Annotated in this window: 24 protein-coding genes; 11 read left to right on the plus strand and 13 right to left on the minus strand. The window is 71.4% G+C overall.

The genetic code is table 11. The features are described 5' to 3' along the window. The 5 genes from ACTVAJ_RS22215 to ACTVAJ_RS22235 all read left to right on the plus strand — a co-directional run. Positions 1-261, plus strand: a 261-nt coding sequence (locus tag ACTVAJ_RS22215; RefSeq protein ID WP_470390158.1) for an ABC transporter permease subunit, incomplete at its 5' end; no start/stop codon positions are given. 14 nt (positions 262-275) lie between these two features. Further along, on the plus strand, positions 276-1,394 hold the full coding sequence (locus ACTVAJ_RS22220) for an ABC transporter substrate-binding protein (protein ID WP_470390258.1): 1,119 nt from the start codon (positions 276-278) through the stop codon (positions 1,392-1,394). A 31-nt stretch (positions 1,395-1,425) separates the two neighbouring features. Further along, positions 1,426-2,523: an LLM class flavin-dependent oxidoreductase gene (locus tag ACTVAJ_RS22225; protein WP_470390159.1), complete on the plus strand. Its 1,098-nt coding sequence runs from the start codon at positions 1,426-1,428 to the stop codon at positions 2,521-2,523. A 518-nt stretch (positions 2,524-3,041) separates the two neighbouring features. Beyond that, the gene (locus ACTVAJ_RS22230) at positions 3,042-4,151 is read left to right on the plus strand and encodes an ABC transporter substrate-binding protein (RefSeq protein WP_470390160.1); all 1,110 of its coding nucleotides are present in this window, start codon (positions 3,042-3,044) and stop codon (positions 4,149-4,151) included. Positions 4,152-4,335: 184 nt separating this feature from the next. Further along, on the plus strand, positions 4,336-5,841 hold the full coding sequence (locus ACTVAJ_RS22235; RefSeq protein WP_470390161.1) for a PucR family transcriptional regulator: 1,506 nt from the start codon (positions 4,336-4,338) through the stop codon (positions 5,839-5,841). Between the two features lie 118 nt (positions 5,842-5,959). Here ACTVAJ_RS22235 and ACTVAJ_RS22240 read toward each other — a convergent pair whose 3' ends face one another. Further along, positions 5,960-6,259: a helix-turn-helix domain-containing protein gene (locus tag ACTVAJ_RS22240; protein ID WP_470390162.1), complete on the minus strand. Its 300-nt coding sequence runs from the start codon at positions 6,257-6,259 to the stop codon at positions 5,960-5,962. Positions 6,260-6,574: 315 nt separating this feature from the next. Between ACTVAJ_RS22240 and ACTVAJ_RS22245 the strand changes: the two genes are divergently transcribed. Then, positions 6,575-6,703 (plus strand): hypothetical protein, encoded by a 129-nt coding sequence (locus ACTVAJ_RS22245; RefSeq protein WP_470390163.1) that lies wholly within the window; start codon positions 6,575-6,577, stop codon positions 6,701-6,703. Next, positions 6,700-8,217 (plus strand): sodium/proline symporter, encoded by a 1,518-nt coding sequence (locus ACTVAJ_RS22250; protein ID WP_470390164.1) that lies wholly within the window; start codon positions 6,700-6,702, stop codon positions 8,215-8,217. The genes ACTVAJ_RS22245 and ACTVAJ_RS22250 overlap by 4 nt, the downstream gene beginning before the upstream one ends. A 21-nt stretch (positions 8,218-8,238) precedes the next feature. On the opposite strand, the gene ACTVAJ_RS22255 is transcribed toward ACTVAJ_RS22250, so the two are convergent. Next, positions 8,239-9,117, minus strand: coding sequence for an alpha/beta fold hydrolase (locus tag ACTVAJ_RS22255; RefSeq protein WP_470390165.1), 879 nt, complete (start codon positions 9,115-9,117; stop codon positions 8,239-8,241). A gap of 747 nt (positions 9,118-9,864) precedes the next feature. Here ACTVAJ_RS22255 and nhaA point away from each other — a divergent pair. Then, complete coding sequence (nhaA, locus tag ACTVAJ_RS22260) at positions 9,865-11,142, plus strand: Na+/H+ antiporter NhaA (protein WP_470390166.1); 1,278 nt, start codon at positions 9,865-9,867, stop codon at positions 11,140-11,142. A gap of 122 nt (positions 11,143-11,264) precedes the next feature. Here the strand turns inward: nhaA and ACTVAJ_RS22265 are convergent, their stop codons facing one another. Next, positions 11,265-11,837, minus strand: coding sequence for a GNAT family N-acetyltransferase (locus ACTVAJ_RS22265; RefSeq protein WP_470390167.1), 573 nt, complete (start codon positions 11,835-11,837; stop codon positions 11,265-11,267). 50 nt (positions 11,838-11,887) lie between these two features. Here ACTVAJ_RS22265 and ACTVAJ_RS22270 point away from each other — a divergent pair, with 50 nt between their 5' ends. Further along, positions 11,888-12,487 carry a TetR/AcrR family transcriptional regulator gene (locus tag ACTVAJ_RS22270; protein WP_470390168.1) on the plus strand — a complete coding sequence of 200 codons (600 nt, stop codon included), beginning with the start codon at positions 11,888-11,890 and terminating at the stop codon, positions 12,485-12,487. A gap of 93 nt (positions 12,488-12,580) precedes the next feature. Here ACTVAJ_RS22270 and ACTVAJ_RS22275 read toward each other — a convergent pair whose 3' ends face one another. The 6 genes from ACTVAJ_RS22275 to ACTVAJ_RS22300 form a co-directional block, all read right to left on the minus strand. After that, the gene (locus tag ACTVAJ_RS22275) at positions 12,581-13,258 is read right to left on the minus strand and encodes a protein-L-isoaspartate O-methyltransferase family protein (RefSeq protein WP_470390169.1); all 678 of its coding nucleotides are present in this window, start codon (positions 13,256-13,258) and stop codon (positions 12,581-12,583) included. A 200-nt stretch (positions 13,259-13,458) separates the two neighbouring features. Continuing rightward, positions 13,459-14,544 (minus strand): methyltransferase domain-containing protein, encoded by a 1,086-nt coding sequence (locus ACTVAJ_RS22280; protein ID WP_470390170.1) that lies wholly within the window; start codon positions 14,542-14,544, stop codon positions 13,459-13,461. Next, positions 14,541-15,503, minus strand: a complete 963-nt coding sequence (locus ACTVAJ_RS22285; protein WP_470390171.1) for an MvdC/MvdD family ATP grasp protein — start codon at positions 15,501-15,503, stop codon at positions 14,541-14,543. The genes ACTVAJ_RS22280 and ACTVAJ_RS22285 overlap by 4 nt, the downstream gene beginning before the upstream one ends. Continuing rightward, positions 15,503-15,757, minus strand: a complete 255-nt coding sequence (locus ACTVAJ_RS22290; protein WP_470390172.1) for a hypothetical protein — start codon at positions 15,755-15,757, stop codon at positions 15,503-15,505. The genes ACTVAJ_RS22285 and ACTVAJ_RS22290 overlap by 1 nt, the downstream gene beginning before the upstream one ends. A 243-nt stretch (positions 15,758-16,000) precedes the next feature. Further along, positions 16,001-16,204, minus strand: coding sequence for a hypothetical protein (locus tag ACTVAJ_RS22295; protein WP_470390173.1), 204 nt, complete (start codon positions 16,202-16,204; stop codon positions 16,001-16,003). Positions 16,205-16,208: 4 nt separating this feature from the next. Then, the gene (locus ACTVAJ_RS22300) at positions 16,209-16,412 is read right to left on the minus strand and encodes a hypothetical protein (RefSeq protein ID WP_470390174.1); all 204 of its coding nucleotides are present in this window, start codon (positions 16,410-16,412) and stop codon (positions 16,209-16,211) included. 77 nt (positions 16,413-16,489) lie between these two features. Between ACTVAJ_RS22300 and ACTVAJ_RS22305 the strand changes: the two genes are divergently transcribed. Together ACTVAJ_RS22305 and ACTVAJ_RS22310 are read left to right on the plus strand one after the other, a co-directional pair. Next, positions 16,490-17,263: a helix-turn-helix domain-containing protein gene (locus ACTVAJ_RS22305; RefSeq protein WP_470390175.1), complete on the plus strand. Its 774-nt coding sequence runs from the start codon at positions 16,490-16,492 to the stop codon at positions 17,261-17,263. Further along, positions 17,260-17,427: a DUF397 domain-containing protein gene (locus ACTVAJ_RS22310; protein ID WP_470390176.1), complete on the plus strand. Its 168-nt coding sequence runs from the start codon at positions 17,260-17,262 to the stop codon at positions 17,425-17,427. Before ACTVAJ_RS22305 ends, ACTVAJ_RS22310 begins: the two co-directional genes overlap by 4 nt. 56 nt (positions 17,428-17,483) lie before the next feature. Here the strand turns inward: ACTVAJ_RS22310 and ACTVAJ_RS22315 are convergent, their stop codons facing one another. The 4 genes from ACTVAJ_RS22315 to uca all read right to left on the minus strand — a co-directional run bounded on the left by ACTVAJ_RS22315 (position 17,484) and on the right by uca (position 23,993). Beyond that, positions 17,484-17,927 (minus strand): ATP-binding protein, encoded by a 444-nt coding sequence (locus ACTVAJ_RS22315; protein WP_470390177.1) that lies wholly within the window; start codon positions 17,925-17,927, stop codon positions 17,484-17,486. Next, complete coding sequence (locus ACTVAJ_RS22320; protein WP_470390178.1) at positions 17,924-18,337, minus strand: hypothetical protein; 414 nt, start codon at positions 18,335-18,337, stop codon at positions 17,924-17,926. Before ACTVAJ_RS22320 ends, ACTVAJ_RS22315 begins: the two co-directional genes overlap by 4 nt. Positions 18,338-18,675: 338 nt before the next feature. After that, positions 18,676-20,373, minus strand: coding sequence for an allophanate hydrolase (gene atzF / locus ACTVAJ_RS22325; protein ID WP_470390179.1), 1,698 nt, complete (start codon positions 20,371-20,373; stop codon positions 18,676-18,678). After that, complete coding sequence (uca, locus tag ACTVAJ_RS22330) at positions 20,373-23,993, minus strand: urea carboxylase (protein ID WP_470390180.1); 3,621 nt, start codon at positions 23,991-23,993, stop codon at positions 20,373-20,375. Before uca ends, atzF begins: the two co-directional genes overlap by 1 nt. Positions 23,994-24,017: the final 24 nt, after the last annotated feature.

Genomic DNA, 24,017 nt, shown 5'->3' on the forward strand with positions numbered 1-24,017 from the left:
CTCCCCTACGCCCTGGCCGCGCTGCGCGTGGTCCTGCCCCTGTCCATCGTCGGCGCCGTGGTCGCGGAGTTCGTCGCGGCCGGGTCCTCCAGCGGGCTCGGCACGATGATCCGCAACGCGGCCGCCAACGCCCAGCTGCCGCACGTGTACGCGGCCGTGGCGTGCCTGGCGACGATGGGCGTGCTCATGCTCGCTTTGACCACCCTCCTCGAACGGCGACTCCTGTTCTGGCACGAGTCGCAACAGAGAAATCCCTCATGATCGGAGCTGTCCGCATGTCCACCCCCTTCGCCCCACCCCGGCCCCGGTACCTACGCGCAGCGGCCTCGGCACTGGCGGCATCGGCCGTCCTGCTGGTCTCGGCGTGCGGGGGGCAGGAGGACGACGCGGCACCCCGGGCCGCGAGCATCATCGACGACGAGCGGTGCGCGACCAACCAGGACGCGGGCACGATCACCTACGTCACCGGTTACCAGTACCAGGCCTCGGTGAGCATCCTGGAGGCCATCGCCGCCGACGCCCTGGGCTACTTCGACTCGGTCTGCCTCGACGTCGAGATCCAGCCCGGTACCGGTGACACGGTCGGCAACGCCCAGTTCGTCGCCGGGGGCACCGCCCAGTTCACCTCGCTGGGCAACGAGGCCGAGATCCTCCAGGCCAACACGAACGACATCGGCGTCCTCGGTATCGCCACCTACGGCCACGTGCCGATCGCGACGCTGATGACCGGCCCGGACGTCGAGGAGCTCGGCGACCTGGAGGGCAGCACCCTCGGCCACAAGGGCATGCTGCCCGCCCCCCTGGAGGCCATGCTGGTCGCCGACGGGGTGGACCTGGACGAGATCGAGCAGGTGGAGGTCGGCTACGACCCCAGTGTCCTGCCGCGCGACCAGGTGCAGGCGCTCACCGGCTTCCGCTCCAACGAGCCCTTCCTCCTGGAGGGCATGGGCGAGGAGTACCGGGAGTGGCTGCCGGAGAACTACGGCGTGGTCGGCTCGTTCGGCGTCATGGCGACCAGCCCCGAGTTCGCCGAGGAGAACCCGACCGTCGTCGAGGACTTCCTGCGGGCACTGTCGCGGGCCTTCGACCACTGCTCGCAGGAGGACAACGCCAGGGAGTGCGTCGAGTTCGCCGCCGAGCTGGACGGGACCGAGTACGACGTCGACCACAACCTGAACGTCTGGCAGTCCGAGAGTTCCCTGGCGTCCGGTACCACCAGGGACGGGTCCCCGGTCGGCTTCATCGACCTGGACTCCACCGAGGCCGAGGGCCAGACGCTCGTGGACGCCGGCCAGCTCGACGAGCTGCCGAACCTGGAGCCCCTGTTCGACCCCAGCTACCTCGAGGGCGTCCACACCAACGGAGAGGTGACCTGGCCCGCCGAGGGCCAGTGAGAGCACGGAAGTGACCAAGGAGTCTGAAGGAATGTCTGAAGCAGGCGCGTCAGCGCCCACGGAGTACGGTCTCTTCCTGCCGATCGGCAACGGCGGATGGATCATCTCCGAGACCGCCCCGCACCCCCAGGCGAGCTACGAGTACAACCGGCGCGCCGCCGTCCTGGCCGAGGAGCACGGCTTCGACTTCATCATGTCGATGGGCAAGTGGCGCGGTTACGACGGCGCCACGGACCACTGGGGGCGCACCCTGGAGTCCATGACCATGATGTCGGGGCTCGCGGAGGCGACGGAGCGGGTGAAGGTGTGGTCCACGGTCCACACGAACCTGTTCCACCCCGCCCTGACCGCGAAGATGTTCACCACCCTCCAGGAGATCAGCGGCGGCAGGGCCGGGCTGAACATCGTGGTCGGGTCCTACGTGGACGAGTTCGCGCAGATGGGCCTGTGGCGTGAGGAACTGTCGCACGCCGACCGGTACCGGTTCACCGAGGAGTGGACCACGCTGGTCAAACGGCTGTGGACCGAGGACTCGGTGACCTTCGACGGTGATTTCCACCGTCTGGAGGACTGCCGGTCGCGTCCGCACCCCGACCCGCTTCCGACGCTGATCAGCGCGGGCCGCTCCGAGACCGGGCTGAACTTCCAGGCCCGGCACTGCGACGGGTCCTTCCTGACCGCGTCGACCCTGGAGGGTCTGCGCGACGCCAGCCGCGACGTCCGGGAGCGGGCGGAGAAGCTGGGGCGGCGGATCAGGACCTACTCGATGCTGACCGTCGTCATGGACGAGACCGACGCGGCCGCCGAGGCACGCCGTCTGGAGTACGGACGCGGCGCGGACATCGACGCGATCGTCAACATGAAGCGCTCGTGGGGTCTGCCCGCCGACAAGGCGCTCTCCCTGACCGCCGAGAAGCCGGAGGACGAGGCGTTCCAGACGCCGTTCGTCGTCGGCTCGCCGGACACGGTGACGGAGCGGATCCAGGAGATCGTCGGGTTCGCCGAGCTGGACGGGCTGATGCTGATCTTCCCGGACTACCACGCGGACCTGGCGGCCTTCGGTGAGGCGGTCATGCCGCGCCTGCGCCCGGACACCGTCGCGACACCGGCCACGGCGACGGGCCGATGATCCGATCCTTCACCGCCTCCGTCCGGCGGTGAGGGGCCGGGGCCGTCGCCACCCCGCGACGGCCCCGGCCTACCCTCGACGGGAACGCACGACGAGTGACGAGCGCCACACAACCCTGGGTGATGGTCAGGCGAGAAGTCCCAGGTCGCCCTCGCACATAGTGAGCAGAGGCCCAAAGGCCTGATGCTATTGGGGTTTCAGTCCACTAGGGTCCAGTTTATGCGGCACATACCGCCCCCCGAAGGGGCACGGATCCTCGACTGATCCGACCCCGCACACCCCCTGATCGTCACCTTCCGCACGCAATCCGGCCACCGGCCGTGCCGCCCTTCCCGGCCCCGGTGTTCCGACTCCGCCCGCGAACCCGCGCCCCCTGGTCGACGCGAACCCCAGCCAACTACTCCACGCGACCAGACGAGCACACCACAGCCACGACCCCCCACGTCACCGAGCTCACCGTGCACCGTGAACGCCTCCGTCCCGGGGGCGCCTCCCCCGACACGAAGGAGTTTCCGGCCATGCCCACCACCACCCCCCGACACCCGCGGAGGCGATCCCGCCTCACGTCCGCGGCCGCGGTGTCCGCCCTGTTCCTGACCGCGGCGTGCACGACCGCGGAGGAACCCGAGGAGACCGGCTCGGCCTCCGTCGTCGACGACGAGCGGTGCGCGACCAACCGGGCCGCCGGGACGGTCACCTACATCACCGGCTACCGCTACCAGGCCTCGGTGAGCATCCTGGAGGCCATCGCCGCCGACGCCCTGGGTTACTTCGACTCGGTCTGCCTCGACGTCGAGATCGTGCCCGGCACCGGTGACACCTTCGGCAACGCCGCGACGGTCGACGCCGGCGACGCGGAGTTCACCTCGATGGGCAACGAGGGCGAGATCCTCCAGGCCCACGAACAGGGCACCGACGTCATCGGGGTCGCCACCTACGGCCACGTACCGATCGCGACACTGCTGACCGGGCCGGAGGTCGAGGAACTCGGCGACCTGGAGGGCGTCACCGTCGGGCACAAGGGCGCCCTGCCGCCGCCGATCGCGGCCATGCTGGTGTCGCAGGGCGTGGACCTGGAGTCGCTCGACCTGGTACAGGTCGGTTACGACCCCTCCATCCTGCCCGGGGGTGAGGTGGACGCGCTGACCGCCTACCGCTCCAACGAACCGTTCCTGCTGGACGCCATGAACGAGCGGTTCATCGAGTGGTTGCCGGGACAGTACGGCGTGGTGGGGTCGTTCGGTGTCATGGCGACCAGCCCCGAGTTCGCCGCGGAGAACCCGACCGTCGTCGAGGACTTCCTGCGGGCGCTGTCCTACGCCTTCGAGTACTGCCAGGACGACGTCCGCGGCTGCGTCGAGTTCGCGGCGGAGCTGGAGGAGGAGCAGGACTACGACGTCGAGCACAACCAGCGCATCTGGGAGTCCGAGTACGAGCTGGTCACCACCTACACGACGGACGGTGAACCGCTCGGGAGCATCGACCTCATCCGCACGGAGGACGAGGCGACCGTGCTGCTGGACAACGGTCAGCTGGAGGAGATCCCCGACCTGGAGCCGCTGTTCGAGCCCGTGTACCTGGAGTCGGTCCACCCCGCGGGCGAGGTGAGCTGGCCCCGGGGGGGATAGCGCCCCGAGGGGTCCGGCGCGTCCGGTCCGGGCGAGGTCCGCCCCACCTGGTACCGGTGTCCGTCGGCCGTGTGCTCCCGTGGGGAGGCGCCCCCGGGGTTCGGGCCACCGGCCCCGCGTACCCTGGCCGGAGGCACCGCGCCGGGGCGCGGCGCCGCACCGGACCAGCACCCGAGGTGGACACGTGAGCGGTACAGGCACGACGGTCAAGGCACTGATGGACGCCCTCGACGGGCCCGTCCACGGACTCGTCGCCGCCCCCCACGGTGTCGACGTCCCCGTGCGCGCCGTGGTCGTCGCCGACGGCACCACACCCGTCCCGCCCGGCGCGCTCGTGGTGTGCCCCTCCGGCGGGGAGACCGCCCTGGCCGCCGCTCTCCGGGCGCGCGAGTCAGGTGCCAGCGCCGTGGCCGTGCCCGGCGACCCCGTGGACGGACTGCGCGTACTCGACCTCGCCGTCCTGTCCGTGGACCCCGACGTGGGCCCGGAGGAGTTCGCCGCCCTGGCCCGCTCCGTCCTGGAGGCCCCCGACCCCGGGGCCCAGGACGGCGACCTGTACTCCCTGGCCCAGACCGTGGCCACCCTGACCGGCGGGGTGGTGAGCATCGAGGACACCGCCCACCGCGTGCTCGCCTACTCCACCTCCTCCGAGGGCGCCGACGTTCTGCGGCGGCAGACCATCCTCGGCCGCGGCTGCCCCGAGTCGTTCCTCGCCCACCTGCGCGCGTGGGGCGTCTACGAGCGGATCCGCGACGGCGAGGTGGTCGAGGTCGCCGAACGCCCCGACCTCGGTGCCGCCCGCCGCCTCGTGGTCGGCATCCGGGCGGGCGAACGCCTGCTCGGCTCGGTCTGGGTGCAAAAGGGCGAGCGTCCGCTCTCCCCCACCAGCCGGACGGTGCTGCTCGGCGCGGCCAGGATCGCCGCGGTGCACGTCATGCGCGCCCACAGCGGGGCCCGCGCCACCACCCGGGACACCGAGGAACTCGCGGTCGGGCTGCTCACCGGCGCCTTCGACACCGACGCCCTCGCCCGCCACCTGGGCGCCGACCCGACCACCCCCACGGCGGTGGTCGCGCTCGCCGTGCGCGCGCCCGAGGGCGAACTGACCTGGCGGCTGGACCAGGCCGCCGAGATCACCGCCGTGCACGCCGCCGCCTTCCGACGGGACGCGCTGGTCATCCCCGCCTGCGGTCTCGTCTACGTCCTGCTCCCCGCCCCGGGCGGACAGGCGCCGACGGGCTGGACGGGTGAACTGGTCGACGTGCTCCGCGAGAACCTGGGCACGCCCGTGCAGGGTGCCGTGGCCGGTGTCGCGCCGCGCATGCGCGGTGTGCCCGCGCTCAAGAAGGTCGGCAGCCGCATCCTGGAGGTCCTCGCCGACCGCCCCGACCACCGCACGGCCTCCTACGAGCAGACCCGCGCGTCGGTGGTCCTGCGTGAACTCCTCGACTCCCTCGCCGACCGGCCGGACCTGCGCGAGACCCGCCTGGACGGGCTCGACGAGGAGCAGCGCCGGACCCTGGGCGCCTACCTCGACGCCTTCGGCGACGTGGCCACCGCCGCGGCCGGACTCCACATCCACCCCAACACCCTCCGCCACCGCATCCGCCGCGTCGGCGAGATGACCGGGATCGACCTGGGCGACCCCGACCAGCGGCTTCTGGCCGCGATCAGCCTCCGGCTCGGTTGACTTCCTCCCGGCGCCTGGGCGGTGCCCTTGGCCGAGGCGGTCGTGTTCGCGGTGTTGGGCCCCTCCAGGACCACGGCCGCGTTCCTGGCGCACAACACCGACGCGGTCTGCGCGGAACTCACGGCCCAGGCGTTCGACTCCGACGCGTGGCCCGTCGGGGAAGCGGAAGGAGGGTTGCCGCCGGTTCCTGGCGCGCCCGTTGACGTGGAACGTGCCGTGGCCCCGGCAGACCCGGTCCAGGTCCCTCAACGTCTGCTGGAGGATGTGGGACGGGGCCGCCCCTCAGCCAGGTCTCTTCGGTCCTGGCTTGGGCGGGGTGGACGGCCCGGCGGCGCTGGTCCAGCGCGGTGTGCCACACCGCACGGCAGATGCCGCCGTACTCGGCGCGCTGCTCGGCCTGCTCGCCGGTAGGCGACAACCGGTACCGGAACCCGGTCAGCGTGGTGGGACCACCTCCCCTCGGTCCGGGCCAGGACCGTAGCGGTGGCCTGCGGCATTCCGGCGGGGACGGCCGTCCCCGCCCCGCAGAACAGGTTCCGTACCGCCAACCGGATCAAGGATCGGCTCCCGTCGCGTCTCCGCCAGATCACGGAGTGAGCGTCCGGGGCACCGCCGACCCCCGGATTGTCGGAAGCCACACCGATCCCCCGCACACGTCGTCCGTCCGCACAACCGTGGGGCGTGGATCACAGACCTAGGCTGCGGGAACCGTGCACACCGGGTGGAGCCCGGCGTGCGTGCACAGCCCCCGACCCGAAGGCAGCCGCCCATGATCCTCGTCCTCTTCGTCCTCCCCCTGCTGACCCTGGGCCTGGCCGTCCTGGGCCACGCGCTGACCCGCCCGCGGGGTGAGGCCTCGTGACCACGACAGCCGCCGAGGCCACGGCGCAGGCCGGGGCCGGTGTCATCTCCGCGTTCGTTCTCTACCTCGTCCTCCTCATCGGTATCGCGATCTGGGCGGCCCGGGCCTCCGCCAACTCGCTCGCCGGCTTCTTCCTCGGCGGGCGCGGCATGAAGCAGGTCGTCGTCGCCCTGAGCGCGGTGACGTCCGGGCGCAGCGCCTGGCTGCTGCTGGGGGTGACCGGCATGGCGTTCGTCCAGGGCGCCTCCGCGGTGTGGGCGGTCATCGGCTACACGCTGATGGAGCTCTTCCTGTTCCTGTTCGCCGCACCGCGCCTGCGCCGGTTCACCGGCAGGCGGGGCGACATCACACTCACCGACTACTTCAGCTCGCGGTTCGGCGGCGGTCGGCCCCTGCGCGTCCTGATCGTGACCGTGATCCTGCTGTTCATGACCGCCTACGTCTCCGCGCAGTTCTCCGCCGGGGGCAAGGCGTTCGAGGGCACCTTCGGCGTCGGCGGCATGACCGGCGTGTGGGTCACGATGGGGATCGTGCTCGTCTACACCGTCCTCGGCGGCTACGTCGCGGTGGCGTTCAGCGACGCCATGCAGGCCGTCCTCATGCTGTTCGGTCTGGTGCTGCTGCCGCTGGTGGCGGTCGCGGCCCTGGGCTGGGCACCGATGGTGGACACCCTCCAGGCACTCGACCCCGCCCTGCTCGACCCCTACTCCCTGGGTGTCGGCGGCCTGATCGGCCTGGTCGCGATCGGCCTGGGCTCACCCGGCAACCCGCACATCGTGGTCCGCTACATGTCCATCGACGACCCCCGCAACCTGCGCGGCGCCGCGGTGTGGGGCACGGTCTGGAACGTGGTCATGGGCTGGGGCGCGGTGTTCATCGGCCTCGCCGGACGCGCGCTCTACGGCGGTGTCGAGGCGCTGCCGAACGCCGACAGCGAGCAGTTGTTCCCGACCATGGCCACCGAGTACCTGCCGGGCTTCCTGGCGGGCCTGCTCATCGCCGCCGTGTTCGCGGCGATCATGTCCAGCGCCGACTCCCAGCTCCTGGTGGGCGCCTCCGGTGTGGTGCGCGACGTCTACGAGGGCATCATCCGCCGGGGACGGGAGGTCAACGGACTGGAGGCGATGTGGGTCAGCAGGATCGTCGTCCTGGCGATGTGCCTGCTCGCCGTGGGACTGCTGTACGTCCCCGGGGTGGACACGGTGGTGTTCTGGCTGGTCCTGTTCACCTGGGCCGGCCTGGGCGCCGCGTTCGGCCCGCCGCTCCTGCTGTCGCTGTACTGGAGGCGCATGACCGCGGCCGGTGCCGCCGCCGGGATCGTCACCGGCGCGGTGGCCACGGTGGCCTGGTACTACCTGCTCAAACCGGCCACCGGCGTGTACGAGCTGATCCCCGGCTTCCTGGCCGGGACGCTCGCCACGGTGCTGGTGAGCCTGGTGACGAAGCCTCCGGCGGACGCTGACGCCAGGTTGGCCGACATGGAGGAGGGGTCCCGGGTGGAGGAGCGCTCCTGACCCTGCGGCGGCCCGGACGCGTCAGTCGAACTCACGCAGGAGTTCGGCGACGCGTTCGGGCTGCTCGTGCAGGGCGAGGTGGCCGGCGCCCTCCATGACGCGCACGTCGGTGTCCAGCAGGCGGCGGGCGGGGCCGTGCAGCCGGGCCGGGGAGAAGAAGGTGTCGTCGGAGCCGGTGGCCACGGTCCTCGGGGTGTCCGACCACGGACGCAGGCACTCCATGGTCAGCGGACCGGGCGCGAGGCTGGTCCGGCAGTGCCGCGCGACCAGGGTCATCCACGGAGCCAGGGGGTGGATCCCCGCGCTGGTGTGGTCCGGTCCGCTCATGGCGTTGAGCAACCGGGTGCTCTTGCTGTCGCGGGGCCCGATCATCCACGGCAGGACCGCGCGCATCACCTCGGGGGTCAGTCCCGCCGCCGTGAGCCCCGCCGGGCAGACGAGCATCAGGGCCCGGGTCAGCGGCGAGGGTGTGGCGGCCAGGGCGACCGCCGCGCCGAGCGAGTGCCCCAGCACGATGACCGGCTCCTCGGTGATCTGGGGCAGGACCTCGTCGAACCAGGCCCCGTAGGCGGCCGTGCGCGGCGCCTTGGGCCGGACACCGCAGCTGAGACCGGGCTGGCCCGGAATGTCGACCGAGATCACCGGCCGGTCGCGCGAGAGTACGCGCAGCGGCCCGACGGAGCTGGCGGTGTTGAAGTTGGTGCCGTTGAGGACCACGACCGGGGTTCCCGTGCCCCCCGCCGCCCGGAAGGCCCGCGTGCTACCGAGCTCGGAGGAGACGGTGGGGAGCGGGACGAGCCCGGTCCACCGGGCGATCTCCTCCTCGCACCAGTCGCGCACGGTCCGCGCACCGGATTCGGATCGGTAGACGTGCGCACCACGCACGTGGGAGTCGAGCATCAGCCGCCTGGTTTCCAAGTAAGGGTGTTCAACGCCGACCAGTCTTCCCGGCACTCCACCTTCGGACTGTACGCGGGTGACGGGTGTCACGCCATACCCATCCCGTCCAGCTCCACCAGCTCGAACGCGTCGGCTCAGAAGACGGATCACAGCACAACTCCGGCGACTCATGGTAATCGTGAACCCCAGGTGACCATCGAACACCACCCGCCCCGATCGCCGACCCCGACACACGGGGCCCCTATGGGACGTGCGTCACATTTCTCGTGCTCGGAACACGAACATCAAAGCCGCCCTTTTCGGGTAGGAGTCCTGCAGCCGTCGGCCAACCCGGCCCGGCACACCCGCGGGGAGCACACGCCAGTGGTGGACATCACCAAGGGGGGCCTGGGGGGAACGCCCGATTCCTTGACATATGATGCGTGGTGCCTGTTATCACAGAACCTGATGACGTCCGCTGCGTAGGCACCGGAAACGATGCGGGGATCCGACTGGGCCAGCAACCAACCAACCCGTTGGTCCCGGTCACCGGCGGTGATCCCCACCGCCGCGGTCCGCTCCGTTCCCCGATGTCGTCGCGGTCGCCCGTGCGCCCACCGACAGAAGCGGCTCCGGGACGGACACATGCCCTCTGGGCTGGACATCTCCCCTCAGGTCCGTGAACATGGGCGGGGCGCCGAGCGCCTCAGGTGTGCCGGGAAGACTGGTCGGCGAGTCCCTGTCGAGTCACGTCCTGGAGAGTCGCACATGAGCATCGACCCGATCGAGCACCCCACTCCCTCGAGCCCACTGCTCAGCCGTTTCGCGGACACGCTCCGCAGCGACAGCGTCGGCGGCTTCATCCTCATCGGCGCGGCCCTCCTGGCCCTCCTGTGGATCAACTCGCCCTTCGGGGAGTCCTACGAGCACCTCCGCCAGATCCGTTTCGGACCCGAGTCGCTCCACCTGAACCTGACCCTGGAGACCTGGGCGGCCGACGGCCTCCTCGCCGTCTTCTTCTTCGTCGTCGGCAACGAACTCAAGCAGGAGTTCGTCAACGGCGAGCTACGCAACCCACGGCGCGCGGCGCTACCGATCGTCGCCGCCATCTGCGGCATGGTCGTCCCCGCCGCGATCTACGCCGGGATCAACCTCTCCACCCCGGAGACCATGTCGGGCTGGGGCATCCCGATGGCCACCGACATCGCCTTCGCCGTGGCGATCCTGGCCGTCGTCGGCCGCTGGCTCCCGACCCCGCTGCGCACCTTCCTGCTGACCCTGGCGATCGTGGACGACCTGGGCGCCGTCATCGTCATCGCCGTCTTCTACACCTCCGGCATCAACTTCGTCTCCCTGGGTCTGGCCGCGGTCGGCCTCGCCGTCTTCGGCTACCTCCAGCGCGGCAAGGGCCTGGCCGCCAAGCTCAACGCCTCGGTCATCCCCAACTGGCTCGTGTACGTCCCGCTGGCCGTGGTCATCTGGGTCCTCGTCCACGAGAGCGGTGTACACGCCACCATCGCCGGTGTGGCCATGGGTCTGCTCATGCGCACCACCAAGCACGAGGGTGAGCACCACGACCCGAGCCACGGCGTCGAGCAGATGCTGCGCCCCTGGTCCGCCGGTCTGGCGCTGCCCATCTTCGCCTTCTTCTCCGCCGGTGTGGTCTTCGACAGCATGGGCGCCGTGTTCACCGACCGCGCGGGGCTCGGCATCATCCTCGGCCTCGTGGTCGGCAAGGTCGTCGGTATCGTCGGCGGCTCCTGGGCGATGACCAGGCTGACCGCCGCCGAGCTGAACCCGAGCCTGAAGTGGATCGACCTCGTCGGCATGTCGCAGCTCGCGGGGATCGGCTTCACCGTCTCCCTGCTGATCACGGAGCTGTCCTTCGCCGACGCGCCCGAGCACCTCACCCACGCCAAGTCGGGCGTGCTCATCGCGTCGCTGATCGCGACCGTGCTCGCCGTGGTCATCCTGGGCGCCCGCAACCGGCACTACCGCAGGCAGGCCGCGATCTCCCCGCCGGAGGGGGCGGGCAAGAGCTCCTAGACGGCCGCCTCCCGGGCCCCTCGCCTCGCCTCGCGGCGGGGCGGGCACCCACGACGGACGACAGCGACGGCCCCCCGCACCGGACACCGGTTCCGGCGCGGGGGGCCGTCGGCCGTGCGGCCTCACCCCGTCGGGACCGCTCCCGACGGGCGCGTGGTGCGCCACTCACTGGCGAGGATCGCCCAGAGCTGCTTGTCGTGGCGGCTGCCGCCGTAGGGCCAGCACTCGCGCCGCACACCCTCCAGCGTCATGCCGAGCCGTTCGGCCACCGCGGAACTGCGCTTGTTGTCCGCCCGGCACTCCCACTCGGCGCGGTGCATCCCCCGGGTTGCGAACGCCCAGTCCAGCAGGACGCGGCACGCCTGTGTGACCAGGCCACGGCCCTCGACCTCCGGTTCCAGCCAGCAACCGATCTCGCATGAGCCCGAGGCCGCGTCGAAGTCCGCGAACAGCACGCCGCCGACCAGGACGCCGTCCAGCCAGATGCCGTAGAGGCGGGCCCGGTCCGCGGCCTGGTTCTCGGCGTACCGGCGCAGCGTGGCCCGCGCACCGTCGAGGTCGTCGGTGACGAACGTCGGCCCGACCCACGGCCGGATGTGCTCGCGGGCCCGGTCCATATGAGCGGCGAACTCCTCGGCGTGCCACGGCTCCAGGGGGCCGAGTCGGGCGTTGTCTCGGAGAGGGAGGGAGAACATGACGACCCCACATTCACATAACAGGCGTTACGGTTATGTACCGTAGCAGCATGCCACGTACCAAGGGGGACCACGAGGCCCGCCGCCGCGACGTCTCCGAGGCGGTCTGGCGGGTGCTGGCCGCGCACGGCTTCGGCGGACTGACCCTGCGCGCCGTCGCCGCGGAGCTCAACGCGACCACCGGCCTGCTCACCCACTACTTCCCCACCAAGCGCGACCTGGTGAACCACGCCCTCGACCTGCTCGATCGGCGCACCCAGGCGCGGCCCCGGCCCGTGGCCGGGCGCGGCCTGCCCGCCGTCAGGGCCGCGCTGCTCGACATCCTGCCGCTGACCCCCGAGGCCACCGACAGCAACCGGATCTGGGTGTCCTCCTGGGACGTCGCACTCGCCGACCCCGCATTGAGCGGCGACCACGCCGGGAGGTACGCGCGCAGCCGCGACAGGCTGCGCGACCTGGTCAGCGCGGCCCAGCGGCTCGGCGAACTGCCCCCCGGCGATCCGGCGCGCATCGCGGCCGGAGCCCAGTCCTTCGTGCTCGGCCTGGTGGTCCAGGCGCTGTTCGACCCCGCCGCGTTCCCGCCCGAACGGCAGGCCGAGCTGCTCGACGACTACCTGGCCGGACTGGCCGCCCCACCCGCCACGCGGTGATCGACGGCCTCGTGCCTGGAGGCGTGTTCCTCCCGTGCACGGCCCGCCAACCCGGGCAGAGGGCCGGAGCGGCTCGCAGGATCATGCCTCACGTCAGCGGCCAGCGGGGACCGTCCGGGCTCTGGACCACACCCATCGGTCCTCGGCGTGCACCGTCACGCGTGTGCGCGGCGTGTGACTCCGCGCGGGCATGAACACCCCCCACTCCGGCAGGATGCGGCCCTGGGCCCTGCCGTCGTCGCCCACTCGGAGCTTGAGCATCGCACCTCCGGTACCGCCCGCGATGTTCACCAGGACGAGCCCACCGGGTGCGACCTGGTCGATCCACGCCGGGGGGACGTGGGTGAAGGCCGTGGTGGAGATGATCCGATCGCAGGGAGCCCGGTCCGGACAGCCCTTGTGACCGTCGTACTCCGCGACGACCGGGTGATAGCCCGCCCGCGCGGGACGCTCGGTGGCGTCGGAGACCAGGTGCAGTGAGATGTCGATACTCGTCACGCGATCGGAGCCCGGGTATTCGCTCAGGATCGCGGCGTTGCATCCCGAGCCAACGCCGATCTCCAGGACTCGGGGCTTGCCATCCAACTCCAGTTCGGCGAGCATCCGGGCCATGAGACCGGGCACCGTGGACGAGCTGGTCCACCTGCCCTTCCCCGTGCCCTTGGGGAGGGCTTCAATGACCGGCTGCCCCTTCACCTCGATGATCAGCGTCTCGTCGGCGTAGACATGGGAGGACCACTCCTCGTGCTGGGCGGGAACGTCACTGCGCACGAGGCGGTACCGCGTGCCCTGGGGGTGTTGGCGTAGGTCGCGAAGGCGGGGACGAACGCCCCTCGGTCGACGCGGCGGAACACCTCAGCCAATGGCGAGCCGGACGCGAACACGCCCGCCTGCGCGAGTTGATCGGTGAGCACGGACGAGGGTGGGTGAACAGCGCCGGTCATACCTGCTCTCTCCAGTAAGTCAGGGCCTCAGACGAGGTTGAACGTGGTCCCCTCCGGGGTGACGGTGACACCGAAGTCTGTGACGTCGGGCTTGCCCGCGTCCACCCACCACGCGTAGGCGTCCTCCACCGGAGCCCACAGGTCCTGCGGTCCGGCCACGTCCACATCGGATCCGAACACGGCGGCCCAGGACCCATCCGGGGCCGAGACCACCGGTTCCACCCCCGGTGGAACCGACAGGTGGGGAGCACGCGTCCACAGAGCGAACCGGAACCCCGCCTCGGCCAGGACACCGGGGTCGATCCGACTCGGGCGGCGGTGGGCGTCCCGCGCATCCCGCGCGGCCAGGCCGAAGAACCCGGGTGGGGCGTCCACCCGAGTGCGGGCGGCCATGAACCCGCCGGGGTCATGCGTCCAGAACCGTCCCCGGGCAGTACCGTCCTCGGCGACGGTCAGGGTGACCAGACGACCGACGTCGGCCCAGGACGACGACCGCAGATCACAGATGATCCTCCCCCCGGAGCGGGTCTGGGCCACCCATGCGTACGGGATTCGTTCGACTGCGTGGGTCGCGATGATCCGGTCGTAGCGTGCCCCGGGCGCGTACCCGTCGCTGCTGTCGGCGACGGCCAACTCCGGGCGGTGACCGACGTGGGCGAGCCGCTCGCGTGCGGCTGTCACCAGGGTGGGGTCGAGGTCGACGCTGACCACGGCCTCATCCCCCACTCGAGCGCACAACAGGGCGGCGTTGTAGCCGGTGCCGGTACCCAGCTCCAGCACCCGGGAACCGTCGCCCACCTCCAACTCCTGGAGCATGGCGACCATGAGGGAGGGCCTGGTGGTGGATGAGGTCGGCACTTCCAGACCGGGATGTTCGGGGTGTGGCTGCTGCTGGGTGAGGAGGGGCTCATCCGAATAGACGCGCTCCAGCCAGTCGGGATCATCAGAGGTGACGCGGCGGATCGGATCGGCCGAGGTATCCAGGAAGGCGGGAACGAACGTGTGCCGGGGCGTGTCGGCGACGACGTCGCGCCACGGTGAACCCGGGTCGGTGACGGTCTCGGCCAGGGCGCGCGCCAACGGACGCCAGGACTCGGATGCCGTGTCGGTCATGTGCTGCCTCCGGTGAGTTCGTCGCAGATCAGGTCGGTCATGGGCGCGCCGGTCTCGGCCATCAACCACGCCCACTGTCCGGCCGGATTCACCTCGTAGAAGACGCATCGGCCGCCGGTGGTCACGGCGAAGTCGAACACCCCCGAGGACAGGCGCAGCGCGTTCAGGAGTGCCTGGGCGCGCCGGACCAGGTCAGGGTCCAACACGGTCCGCCCGTAGGCCAGGGCGTCGTAGCGGGCGCGGTAGTCGACGAACGCACGTCCGCCCTCGGTGTTCTTGATGGCCACAGCCTCGCATCCGGTGCGGGTGATGAGGGCGCGAACATCGCGATCAGCCCAGATCCGGCCCTGGAACTGGTGGGCGGTGGCCTCTACCCGCTCGTCGACCTGGTCCTCCTCGGTGGGGGTGGTGTAGATGAGTCGGGCCTGTCCGGCGTCGGACACCAGCTTGTGCATGAGTGGCTTGTACACGCCCGCGCCGCCTTGACGGGCAAGGAACGCGCTCGCGGACTCGGGGACGTTACCGACCCAGGTCGGCGGCAACTCCAGGCCTGCCCGGACGGCGGCGGCGTACTGGACGGGCTTGTATTCGGCGTCCGCCATCGCCGAGGGGTGCGACACCCAGTGCGCTCCGAGACTGGCGAGCACCCCGCCCAACCCGAAGCGGCCCTCGACGCGGGCGAAGCGTTGTTCGTCGGCGTTCATCGCCTCGGGCAGGTCGAAGGGCGGGCACCGGCGGTGGTAGACGGCGCCGATGTCGGACAGGTCCACCACCGTCTCCGGCAGGATCAGGCGCCCGTCCCACCCTGCGGGGGTCAGGCGGGCGTCCAGGTGTGCACGGGTGGGGAAGTCGGACAGGTCGAACACCACGGGACGGTGGCCGCGCCTGCGCAGCTCCTCGGTGACGTGGCGACCCTCGGAGTCATCGAGGGCCGCCAGGATCAGCACGGTGTCAGACATCAGTCGGTGTGCGTCTCGGTGACGGTGTCGGTGATGACCTTGCCATCCATGTTCTTCTGAGTGGGCACGGATACGACCTTGTTCTCGGTGGGCTTCTCGTGCCGCCCCGGAGGGATTACGTGACGGGGGATGACGGCCCGGTCCATGCCCCACGGTCGCTGTGCGGTGGGCTGGGCGTTGGAGAGGGGAGCGCGGCGTCCGGGCAGCCCGGTGGAGAACCGGTCCCGAGGGGCGACGAGAGGGGCGTGTTCCATGGGAATTCCTTCCGGTCTGGACATACGAATGCTTACCCGCTGTGTGGGATCGAGTTCGTGGTGTGCCCGGATACAGCCACCTTCCACTCCGACCGGTCCAACCGGACCGCTTCGGCGAGGAGGAGCACCGACTCCGAGTGACGTAGGCCGTGGACACGGATCAGCCGGTGGTAGGAGTTCGCCCAGCCGTCTCGGTGTCCGTCCACCAGCCACTCGGCCCGTCCGAGGTAGGAGGCGGACGGTTCACCGCACACCGCTCGGTCCCTTCCGGTCCACGGACACCCTTCGCTCGGCGGGCAACCGGTACCAGGTGCTACCGAGACGGACATGGACGTGTCCGGACTCAGGCGGGCGAATCTCGGTGACCACGCGCAGGTGCCCCGCGTGCATCAGCACGATGTCGTTGCGCCTGAGCCGGTCGGCTCGGCGGTTCTCCCACTGGGGCATGGCGCTACCTCCGGTGCTGTGCGGCGTGCAGGCGGGACCCGAGCAGCTCCACACGGGCGGCTCGGATGACGTCGTCGGGCCGACCGGTGTCGGGGTCGGTGTGCACGGCGACGAACCCGTCCTCGGCACGGGAGATCATCCATCCGGGATGGCGTCGGTGGAGGGCGGCGAGGGCGGTCTGTTCGGCGGCACGCTGATGCTCTTTCATGAGGCCCAGCTCACACCTCAGTAACGGTATGTCGCGACCCAATGACCCGCTCGTGCAAGCTTCGTAAAGTCCATGACATGGAGGGCAATGACTTTTGCACGGCGCTCACGACCTCACGCAATAACGCGGGCCTCAGCAAGGCCCAGTTGGCCCGAAGAATCCCTTGCTCTCCTGGCCTGATCACCAAGTGGGAGCAGGGAAAGCATCTACCTAGCTGGGATAACGTCGCACGGCTGGATGAGGTGTTGGGGGCCCGGAATCAGCTGGTGCACCTGTGGCAGGTGGCGATGACGGGGTCGTTGTTGAAGCCGTGGGAGGACTCCATCCCGGAACTGGAGCAGGGGTCCCACACCATCGAACTCGGTTCCCCCTGGGTGATACCCGGCTTGCTTCAGTGCCCGGCGTACATGGCGCTCATGCTGAGGGAAGGCCGCTTCCCGGAAACGGAGGTGGAGATCAAACGTGAGGTATCCACACGTAGCGGAAGGTACGGTGCGCTCGCCAAGAATGGGTCGCCGTGGGTGACAGCCGTGTTCCCGCTGGGGGCACTGGCCTGCCTACCCGACGATGTTCGTCGGGACCAGGTGGAGCACCTGTTGAAGCTGATCAGTGGCGGCCGGGTGGAGGCTCACCTGATCCCTGACCGAACCGTGATCGGCCTGGTCTCACCGATGTCCGTCTTCCGCCTTCGTGATGGGCGGGTGGTCACGGCCAGCGAGCACAACCGAGGGGTTGTCATCCACTCCGACCCCACGGGAGTGGAACGGATGACCACCCGGTTCACACGAGTGCTGGGCTCCGCCCTACCGCCCCGCGAATCCGTGGTGAAGATGAAGGAGATGATGGCGTGAACGACTGGCACAAATCGAGCTACAGCCCGAGCGGGTCTGAGTGTGTGGAGGTCCGCGAACACGAGTCCGGTGCCGACGTCCGCGACACCAAACACCGCGACCTGGGCTCCCTGGCCTTCGACACCGACCAGTGGGTCGCACTGCTCGCCAGCATCACCCGCTGACGCCCCAGGTGCCCCGTGGACGGACGCACGTCCACGGGGCACCGGTGTGTCCGGGGTCAGACCGGGTCGAGGTCGAACTCCGCCCAGACCTGGGTGGCGTAGCCCGACCACTCGGGGAAGGCGTGGAATCCCCACGCGGTGGCCAGGTTCTCGACCAGCAGCAGCCCGCGCTGCCCCTCGGCGGAGTCCCACTCGTCGGCGGTGCGCTCGGTGGGGATGCGGGGACTCCTAGGACCACCGGGGTCACTGACGGCCACCCGCAGGGTCCGCCCGTCCAGCAGGCACATCGTGCGGATGATCTCGCCGCCGGGGCGTGCGTACTTGGCGGAGTTGGCCGTGAGTTCGCTGGTGACGAGTTGGACGGTGTCCACCAGGTCCGGCTCGAACCCGACCAGGTCGCCTCCGAGGTCGGCCCTGACCCGGGCGAGTTCGGACAGCTCGCCCGCGTAGGAGCGGTAGGGCCAGTACAGGCCCGGCACGGTGATGTCGAGGGTGCTCACGCCATCACCGCCGGACGCCGCTGGTCCCGCTCCGCCCGCTGCCGCTGCCAGAGGCGGACCAGGGCGGCGAGTTCGTCGAACTCACCGGGCGTCGGCTCCAGGGGCGCGGCAAGCAGGTCACCCGGGGGAACGGGCGCGGCCTGCCTCGGGATCCAGCCGTGCAGGCGGGCGGTGGCCTCGGCCTGGACACGGTCGGGTTCGGGAGCGGGGACGCGCTCGGGGGAAGGCGCGGGAGGCGGAGCGGGAACGGGAGGCGCGGTGGCCTCGACCGGAGCGGGCGTGTAGGGGCGGACCCGGGTGGAACGGCGGCGGCGGACGGCGGGGGCCGCGTGACGGCCGCGCGCGGGGCTGAACAGCGCCTTCAGGTACATCCCGAGCAGGGCGAAGAAGGCCGCGCTATAATCGCGCATGCTGGCAATTCCTTTGCGTTAAAGGTGGATAGGTTGCTGGCCACGACCCCGGGCGGTGTTCAATCGTCGCGGGGTCTTCCGTGTATGGAGTTGGGTGTTCGGTAGAACAATAGGGGGTGGGGGGAGTGGTGGCGCACTTTTCTGTGAAGTTCTTCGGAGAAAGTTCGACCGGGAGCACATTGCCGCAGCTCAGGAGGCATTAATTAAGGTCGACACCCCCACCTCAATCACGCCAGAACAATCCCGTTCGCCCGAAATGAATAGCTTTGATGTGATGCCTCCGAACCGCAGCGAAAAGCCCCCGTCCGTCGCGCGACGAACGGGGGCCCACACGCGGCTCAGCCCTCCAGGGACTCCCGGTAGGCCAGCCACCCACCGTGGCGGCTGACGTCCTCCGCCCCCTCGACGGCGGCCGGGTCGCACCCGAACCCCACCACCGACCGGCCGTCGGCCAGGGTGACCGCCCCCAGTGTCATCGGCGCGGGCAGCGCGGCCAGGAAGGCCCCCAGCCCGGCCGGGGAGATCCGCCAGACCTCGCAGCGCACGGCCACCCCCGACGCGTTCACCCGCTGGAGGCCCGGCTTGGGCGGGGTCGTGGCCAGCGCGTACATCCGGTAGTCCGCGCTGGTCTCGGTCGCCTCGACGAACCGCGCCCTCAGGTCGGTGAGCTGGTGGTTGAGCGGCTGCCCGCGCAGGTGCGCGCCGAACACCGCCAGCTCCACGCCCGACTCCGGATACGCCTCCCCCGGCTCGTCACCGGTCAGCAGCGCCGCCAGGTCCAGACCCACCTGGTCGTCGAAGGCGTCGGAGATGAGACTCACCCCGAACCGGTGCCCGTCCGCCGTCCCGGCGGGCACGGCGACCGCCGCCATGTCCAGCAGGTTGACGAAGTTCGTGTACGTCCCCAGGCGCGAGTTCTCCCCGACCGGATCGGCCGCGACCTCCGCCAGGGTCGGGTGGCCGACGGTCGTGGGCAGCAGCAGCGCGTCGAACCCGGCGAGCAGCTCCCTGGCGGTCGACCGGTAGGCGGCCAGGCGGTGCTGGTCGGTGGCGAGCGCGTGCGCGGGCAGGTCGGCGGCGGCCAGGATGATCCCGGACACCGTGGGGTCGGCCGACTTTGGAGCACCGGACAAAAACTCGCCCACGGCGGCGTAGCGTTCGGCGACCAGCGCACCGTCGTACAGCAGCCTGGCCGCCTCCAGCAGGGGCGCCACGTCCACGGTCTCAAGCCCGACCCCCTTCTCCCGCAGGGTGCCGGCGGCGGAGTGGAAGGCGGCGCGCTCGGCGTCACTCAGCACCGCGAGCCCGTCTGCGGTCGGGACGGCCACCCGCGCGGGGTGGCGCGGGGCGAGGCGCACGTCGGCGGGCCAGTCCCGGCTGTACGGGTCGGCCGGGTCGGGCCCGGTCATCACCCGGAGCGCGGCCGTGCCGGTGGCCAGGTCGCGGGCGAACACGGTCACGCAGTCGTAGGGCTTGGCCGCCGGGACCACACCGGTCGCGGGGACGAGGCCGACCGTCGGCTTGATCCCCACGATCCCGTGCAGCGCGGCGGGCACCCGCCCGGATCCGGCCGTGTCGGTGCCCAGGGAGACGTCCGCGATCTCCAGCGCGACCGCGACCGCCGACCCCGAGCTGGAGCCGCCGGAGATCCGCTCCGGGTCGAAGGCGCCCCGTACCGCCCCGTACGGGCTGCGCGTACCGACCAGCCCGGTGGCGAACTGGTCCAGGTTGGTCTTGCCGAGCACGAGCGCGCCCGCGTCCACCAACCGCTGGACGGCGGTCGCGCTCACCTGCGGGGTGTGGGCGAACTCCGGGCAGGCCGCCGTGGTGGGCAGCCCCGCCACGTCGATGTTGTCCTTGACCGCGACGAGCGTCCCCGCGAGTGGCAGGTCCTCCCCCGTCGCGAGCCGGTCCTCGACCGCCTTCGCCTCCACGAGCAGGTCCTGCTCGGGCCGGAGGGTGATCCAGACCTCGGGCCGGTCGGCCCCGGCGATCCTCCGGTAGGCGGCGTGGACGCGGTCGGTGGGAGTGGGCATCAGGAGGCTCCTCCTTGGGTGATGACGGCCATGGCGCGGCCGGGGTCCAGGTGCTGCCCGGGCGCGACCAGGATGTCGGAGACCGTACCCGCGCGGGGCGCGCGGACCACGACCTCCAGCTTCATCGCCTCCAGCCGGACGACGGGCTGGCCCTCCTCGACCGTGTCTCCGGGGCGGACGTCGACCTTCCACACGGACGCGGACAGCGGGGACTCGACCAGGGCGGCGCCGGGCGGCAGGTCCGTGTGGCCGGGGTCGGCGGCGGGTTCGGGTTCGGGCCGGTCCTCGAACTCCCCGGCGGCCTCCCACCGCCGGCGTTCGGCCTCGAAGGCGGCGGCCTGGCGGTCGCGGAAGGCGGCGATGGAGTCCGCGTTGTCGGCGAGGAAACGCTCGTGGTCGGCGAGGACGAACTCCCCGTCGGCGATCTCCAGTTCGTGCCGTCCGGCGAGGAGGTCGGCCCGGATGTCGAGCAGCTCCTCGTGCCCGACCGGGTACCAGCTGACCCGGTCGAAGAACCGCAGCAGCCAGGGGGTGCCGGGCTCGAAGGGGCCGTACTGGCGCAGCCCGGACCAGATCGGCACCGTGCGGCCGATGAGCTGGTAGCCGCCGGGGCTCTCCATCCCGTACACGCACAGGTAGGCGCCGCCGATCCCGACCCCGGCCTCCGGGGTCCAGGTCCGCGCCGGGCTGTACTTGGTGGTGACGAGCCGGTGGCGCGGGTCGAGGGGAGTGGCGGCGGGCGCGCCGAGGTAGACGTCGCCCAGGCCCAGTACCAGGTAGGAGGCGTCGAAGACGGTGTCGCGCACGTCGTCGACCGAGTCGAGGCCGTTGATGCGGCGGATGAACTCGATGTTGTCGGGGTTCCAGGGCGCGTCGTCGCGCACACCGGTCGCGTAGCGGCTGATCGCCTCGTGGATGGACGGGTCGTCGAAGGACATCGGCAGGTGCAGGGTCCGGCTCGGCACCCGCAGCCGGGAGGTGGGCGGGAGCCTGCCCTCGATCTCCTGGAGCAGGTCGAGCAGGGTGCGCAGCGGCAGCACCCCGGGGTCGGTGTGCAGGTGCAGGGAGCGCACACCGGGTGTGGTGTCGACGATCCCGCGCGGGGCGGCCTCGTCGAGCGCGGCCATGAGGGCGTGGACGCGCATGCGCAGACCCAGGTCCAGCACCATCGGCCCGTACTCGACCAGCAGGTTGTCGTGCCCGCTGCGACGGTAGGTGACCTCGGGGGCGCCGTCGGCGGCGGGCAGGCGGGCGAGCACCCCGTCGTCGCCGTCGGATCCGGTCGCGCGCAGGAGCGGCGCGGCCGTGGGGACGGTGTGCAGCTTCTCGGCGGCGGCCTCGGTCACCGGGTGGAAGCGGACGGTGTCGCCCGGGCGGAGCTGGCCGACCTTCCACCGGGAGCCGGTGACGACGGTGACGGGGCAGACGAACCCGCCCAGGCTCGGGCCGTCGGGGCCCAGGAGCACCGGGGTGTCGCCGGAGAGGTTGACGGCGCCGACGGAGTAGGCGGTGTCGTGCACGTTGGACGGGTGCAGACCGGCCTGGCCGCCGTCGGGCCGGGCCCAGGTCTGTTTGGGGCCGGAGAGGCGGACGCCGTTGCGGGCGGACTGGGGGTGCACCCTCCAGGCGGTGGCGTAGAAGTCGGCCAGTCCCTCGCGGGTGAGGAACTCGGGGGCGGCGTGCGGCCCCTCGGAGACCTCGACGTCCCAGTGGGCGCGTCCGTCCGCGCCCGACTCGGTCGGAGCCGCGAAGTCGGGGCGTTCCTCCCGGGGGACGGGGCGCGGTGCCGGAGCCGGGGCGGCGGGCACCCCGGGGCGGAGCACGTCCCCGAGCCGCAGCGCGCGCCCGCTGTGGCCGCCGTACTCGCCGGCGGTGAAGGTGGCCGCGCTGCCGAGGTAGTCCGGCACATCAAGACCACCCCTGAACAGCACGTACGTGCGCATGCCCGGCCCGCGCGCGGCGCCGACGTCGAGCAGGCCGCCCGCCGGGACCGCCACCGGTTCCCACTGCGGGACCGGCGCGCCGTCGACGGTGACGTCAGCGGGGGCTCCGGTGACGCACACGGTCGCGGCGGCGCTGAACCGGAGCGCCGGGCCCTCGATCGTGCACTCCAGGCCGGGCGCCCCCTCGGGGTTGCCCACGGCGGTGTTGCCCAGTCGCAGGGACAGGTCGTCCATGGCCCCGGACGGCGGCACACCCACCTGCCAGTACCCGGTGCGGCCGGGCCAGTCCTGGACGGTGGTGAGGGTTCCGGCGCGCTCGACCTCGATCCGCGGCTCCGGGTCGCCGACGCCGCCGCAGGTGGCGGTGGTGTGGTCGACGGCACGGACGTCCGGGTGGTCGGTGAGGGCGCGCAGGAGCCCGAGGTTGGTCTGGAGGCCGTCGATCCGCACCTCGGCGAGGGCGCGGCCGAGCCGGTCGAGGGCGTCGGCGCGGTCCTGGCCACGGACGATGACCTTGGCGAGCATCGGATCGTAGTCGCTGGTGACGCGCTGGCCGGTCTCCACCCAGCCGTCGACGCGCACCCCCGCGGGGACCTCGACCCGGGTGAGCAGGCCGGAGCTGGGCCGGAAGTCGTGCGCGGGGTCCTCGGCGTACACGCGGGCCTCGACGGCGTGCCCGGTGCGGGCGGGGCCCTCGTCGGGCACGTCGGCGAGCACCTGCTCGCCCCGGGCCAGGCGCAGCATCCAGGCGACCAGGTCGACGCCGGTGACCTCCTCGGTGACCGGGTGCTCGACCTGGAGGCGGGTGTTGACCTCCAGGAAGGAGGCCTCGCCGCGCTCGACGTCGTAGACGAACTCCACCGTTCCCGCGCTGCGGTAGGACACACCGGCGCACAGGGCGCGGGCGGTGCGGTGGAGTTCGGCGCGCAGGGCGTCGGGCAGACCGGGGGCGGGCGCCTCCTCGACCACCTTCTGGTTGCGTCGCTGGAGCGAGCAGTCGCGGTCCCCGAGGGTGACGACGCGGCCGTGTCCGTCGCCGAAGACCTGGACCTCGATGTGGCGTGCGCGGGAGACGAAGCGCTCGACGAACACCCCTCCCCCACCGAAGTGGGTCTGCGCCATCCGGCTGACCTGGTCGAACGCGGAACGCAGCGCGGTCTGGTCGGCACAGGGGCGCAGGCCGATCCCGCCACCGCCGGAGGTCGACTTGAGGATGACCGGGTAGCCGATCCGCTCGGCGGCGGCGACGGCCGCGTCGGCGTCGGGGAGGGTGTCGCTGCCCGCGACCATCGGCAGACCGGCCGCGGCGGCGGCCTTGCGGGCGGTGTGCTTGTCGCCGAACTCCTCCAGGTGGCGCGGCTCGGGACCGACGAAGACGAGCCCCGCGTCCTCGACGGCGCGGGCGAAGGCGGCGCTCTCGGAGAGGAACCCGTAACCGGGGTGGACGGCTCCGGCCCCGGTGGCGGACGCGGCGGCCAGGACGCGGTCGATGTCGAGGTAGCTCTCGGCGGCGGGGGCCGGACCGAGGCGGACGGCCTCGTCGGCGAGCCGGGTGTGCGGCGCGCCCGCGTCGGCGTCGGAGTAGACGGCGACGGTGCGCAGGCCGAGCTCGCGGGCGGAGCGGATGATGCGGCAGGCGATCTCGCCGCGGTTGGCGACGAGCACGGAGTCGAACACGCTGGTTCTCCTTCTCTCCCGGGT

This window comes from Nocardiopsis sp. KDC1DS13DA1 (assembly GCF_055632325.1).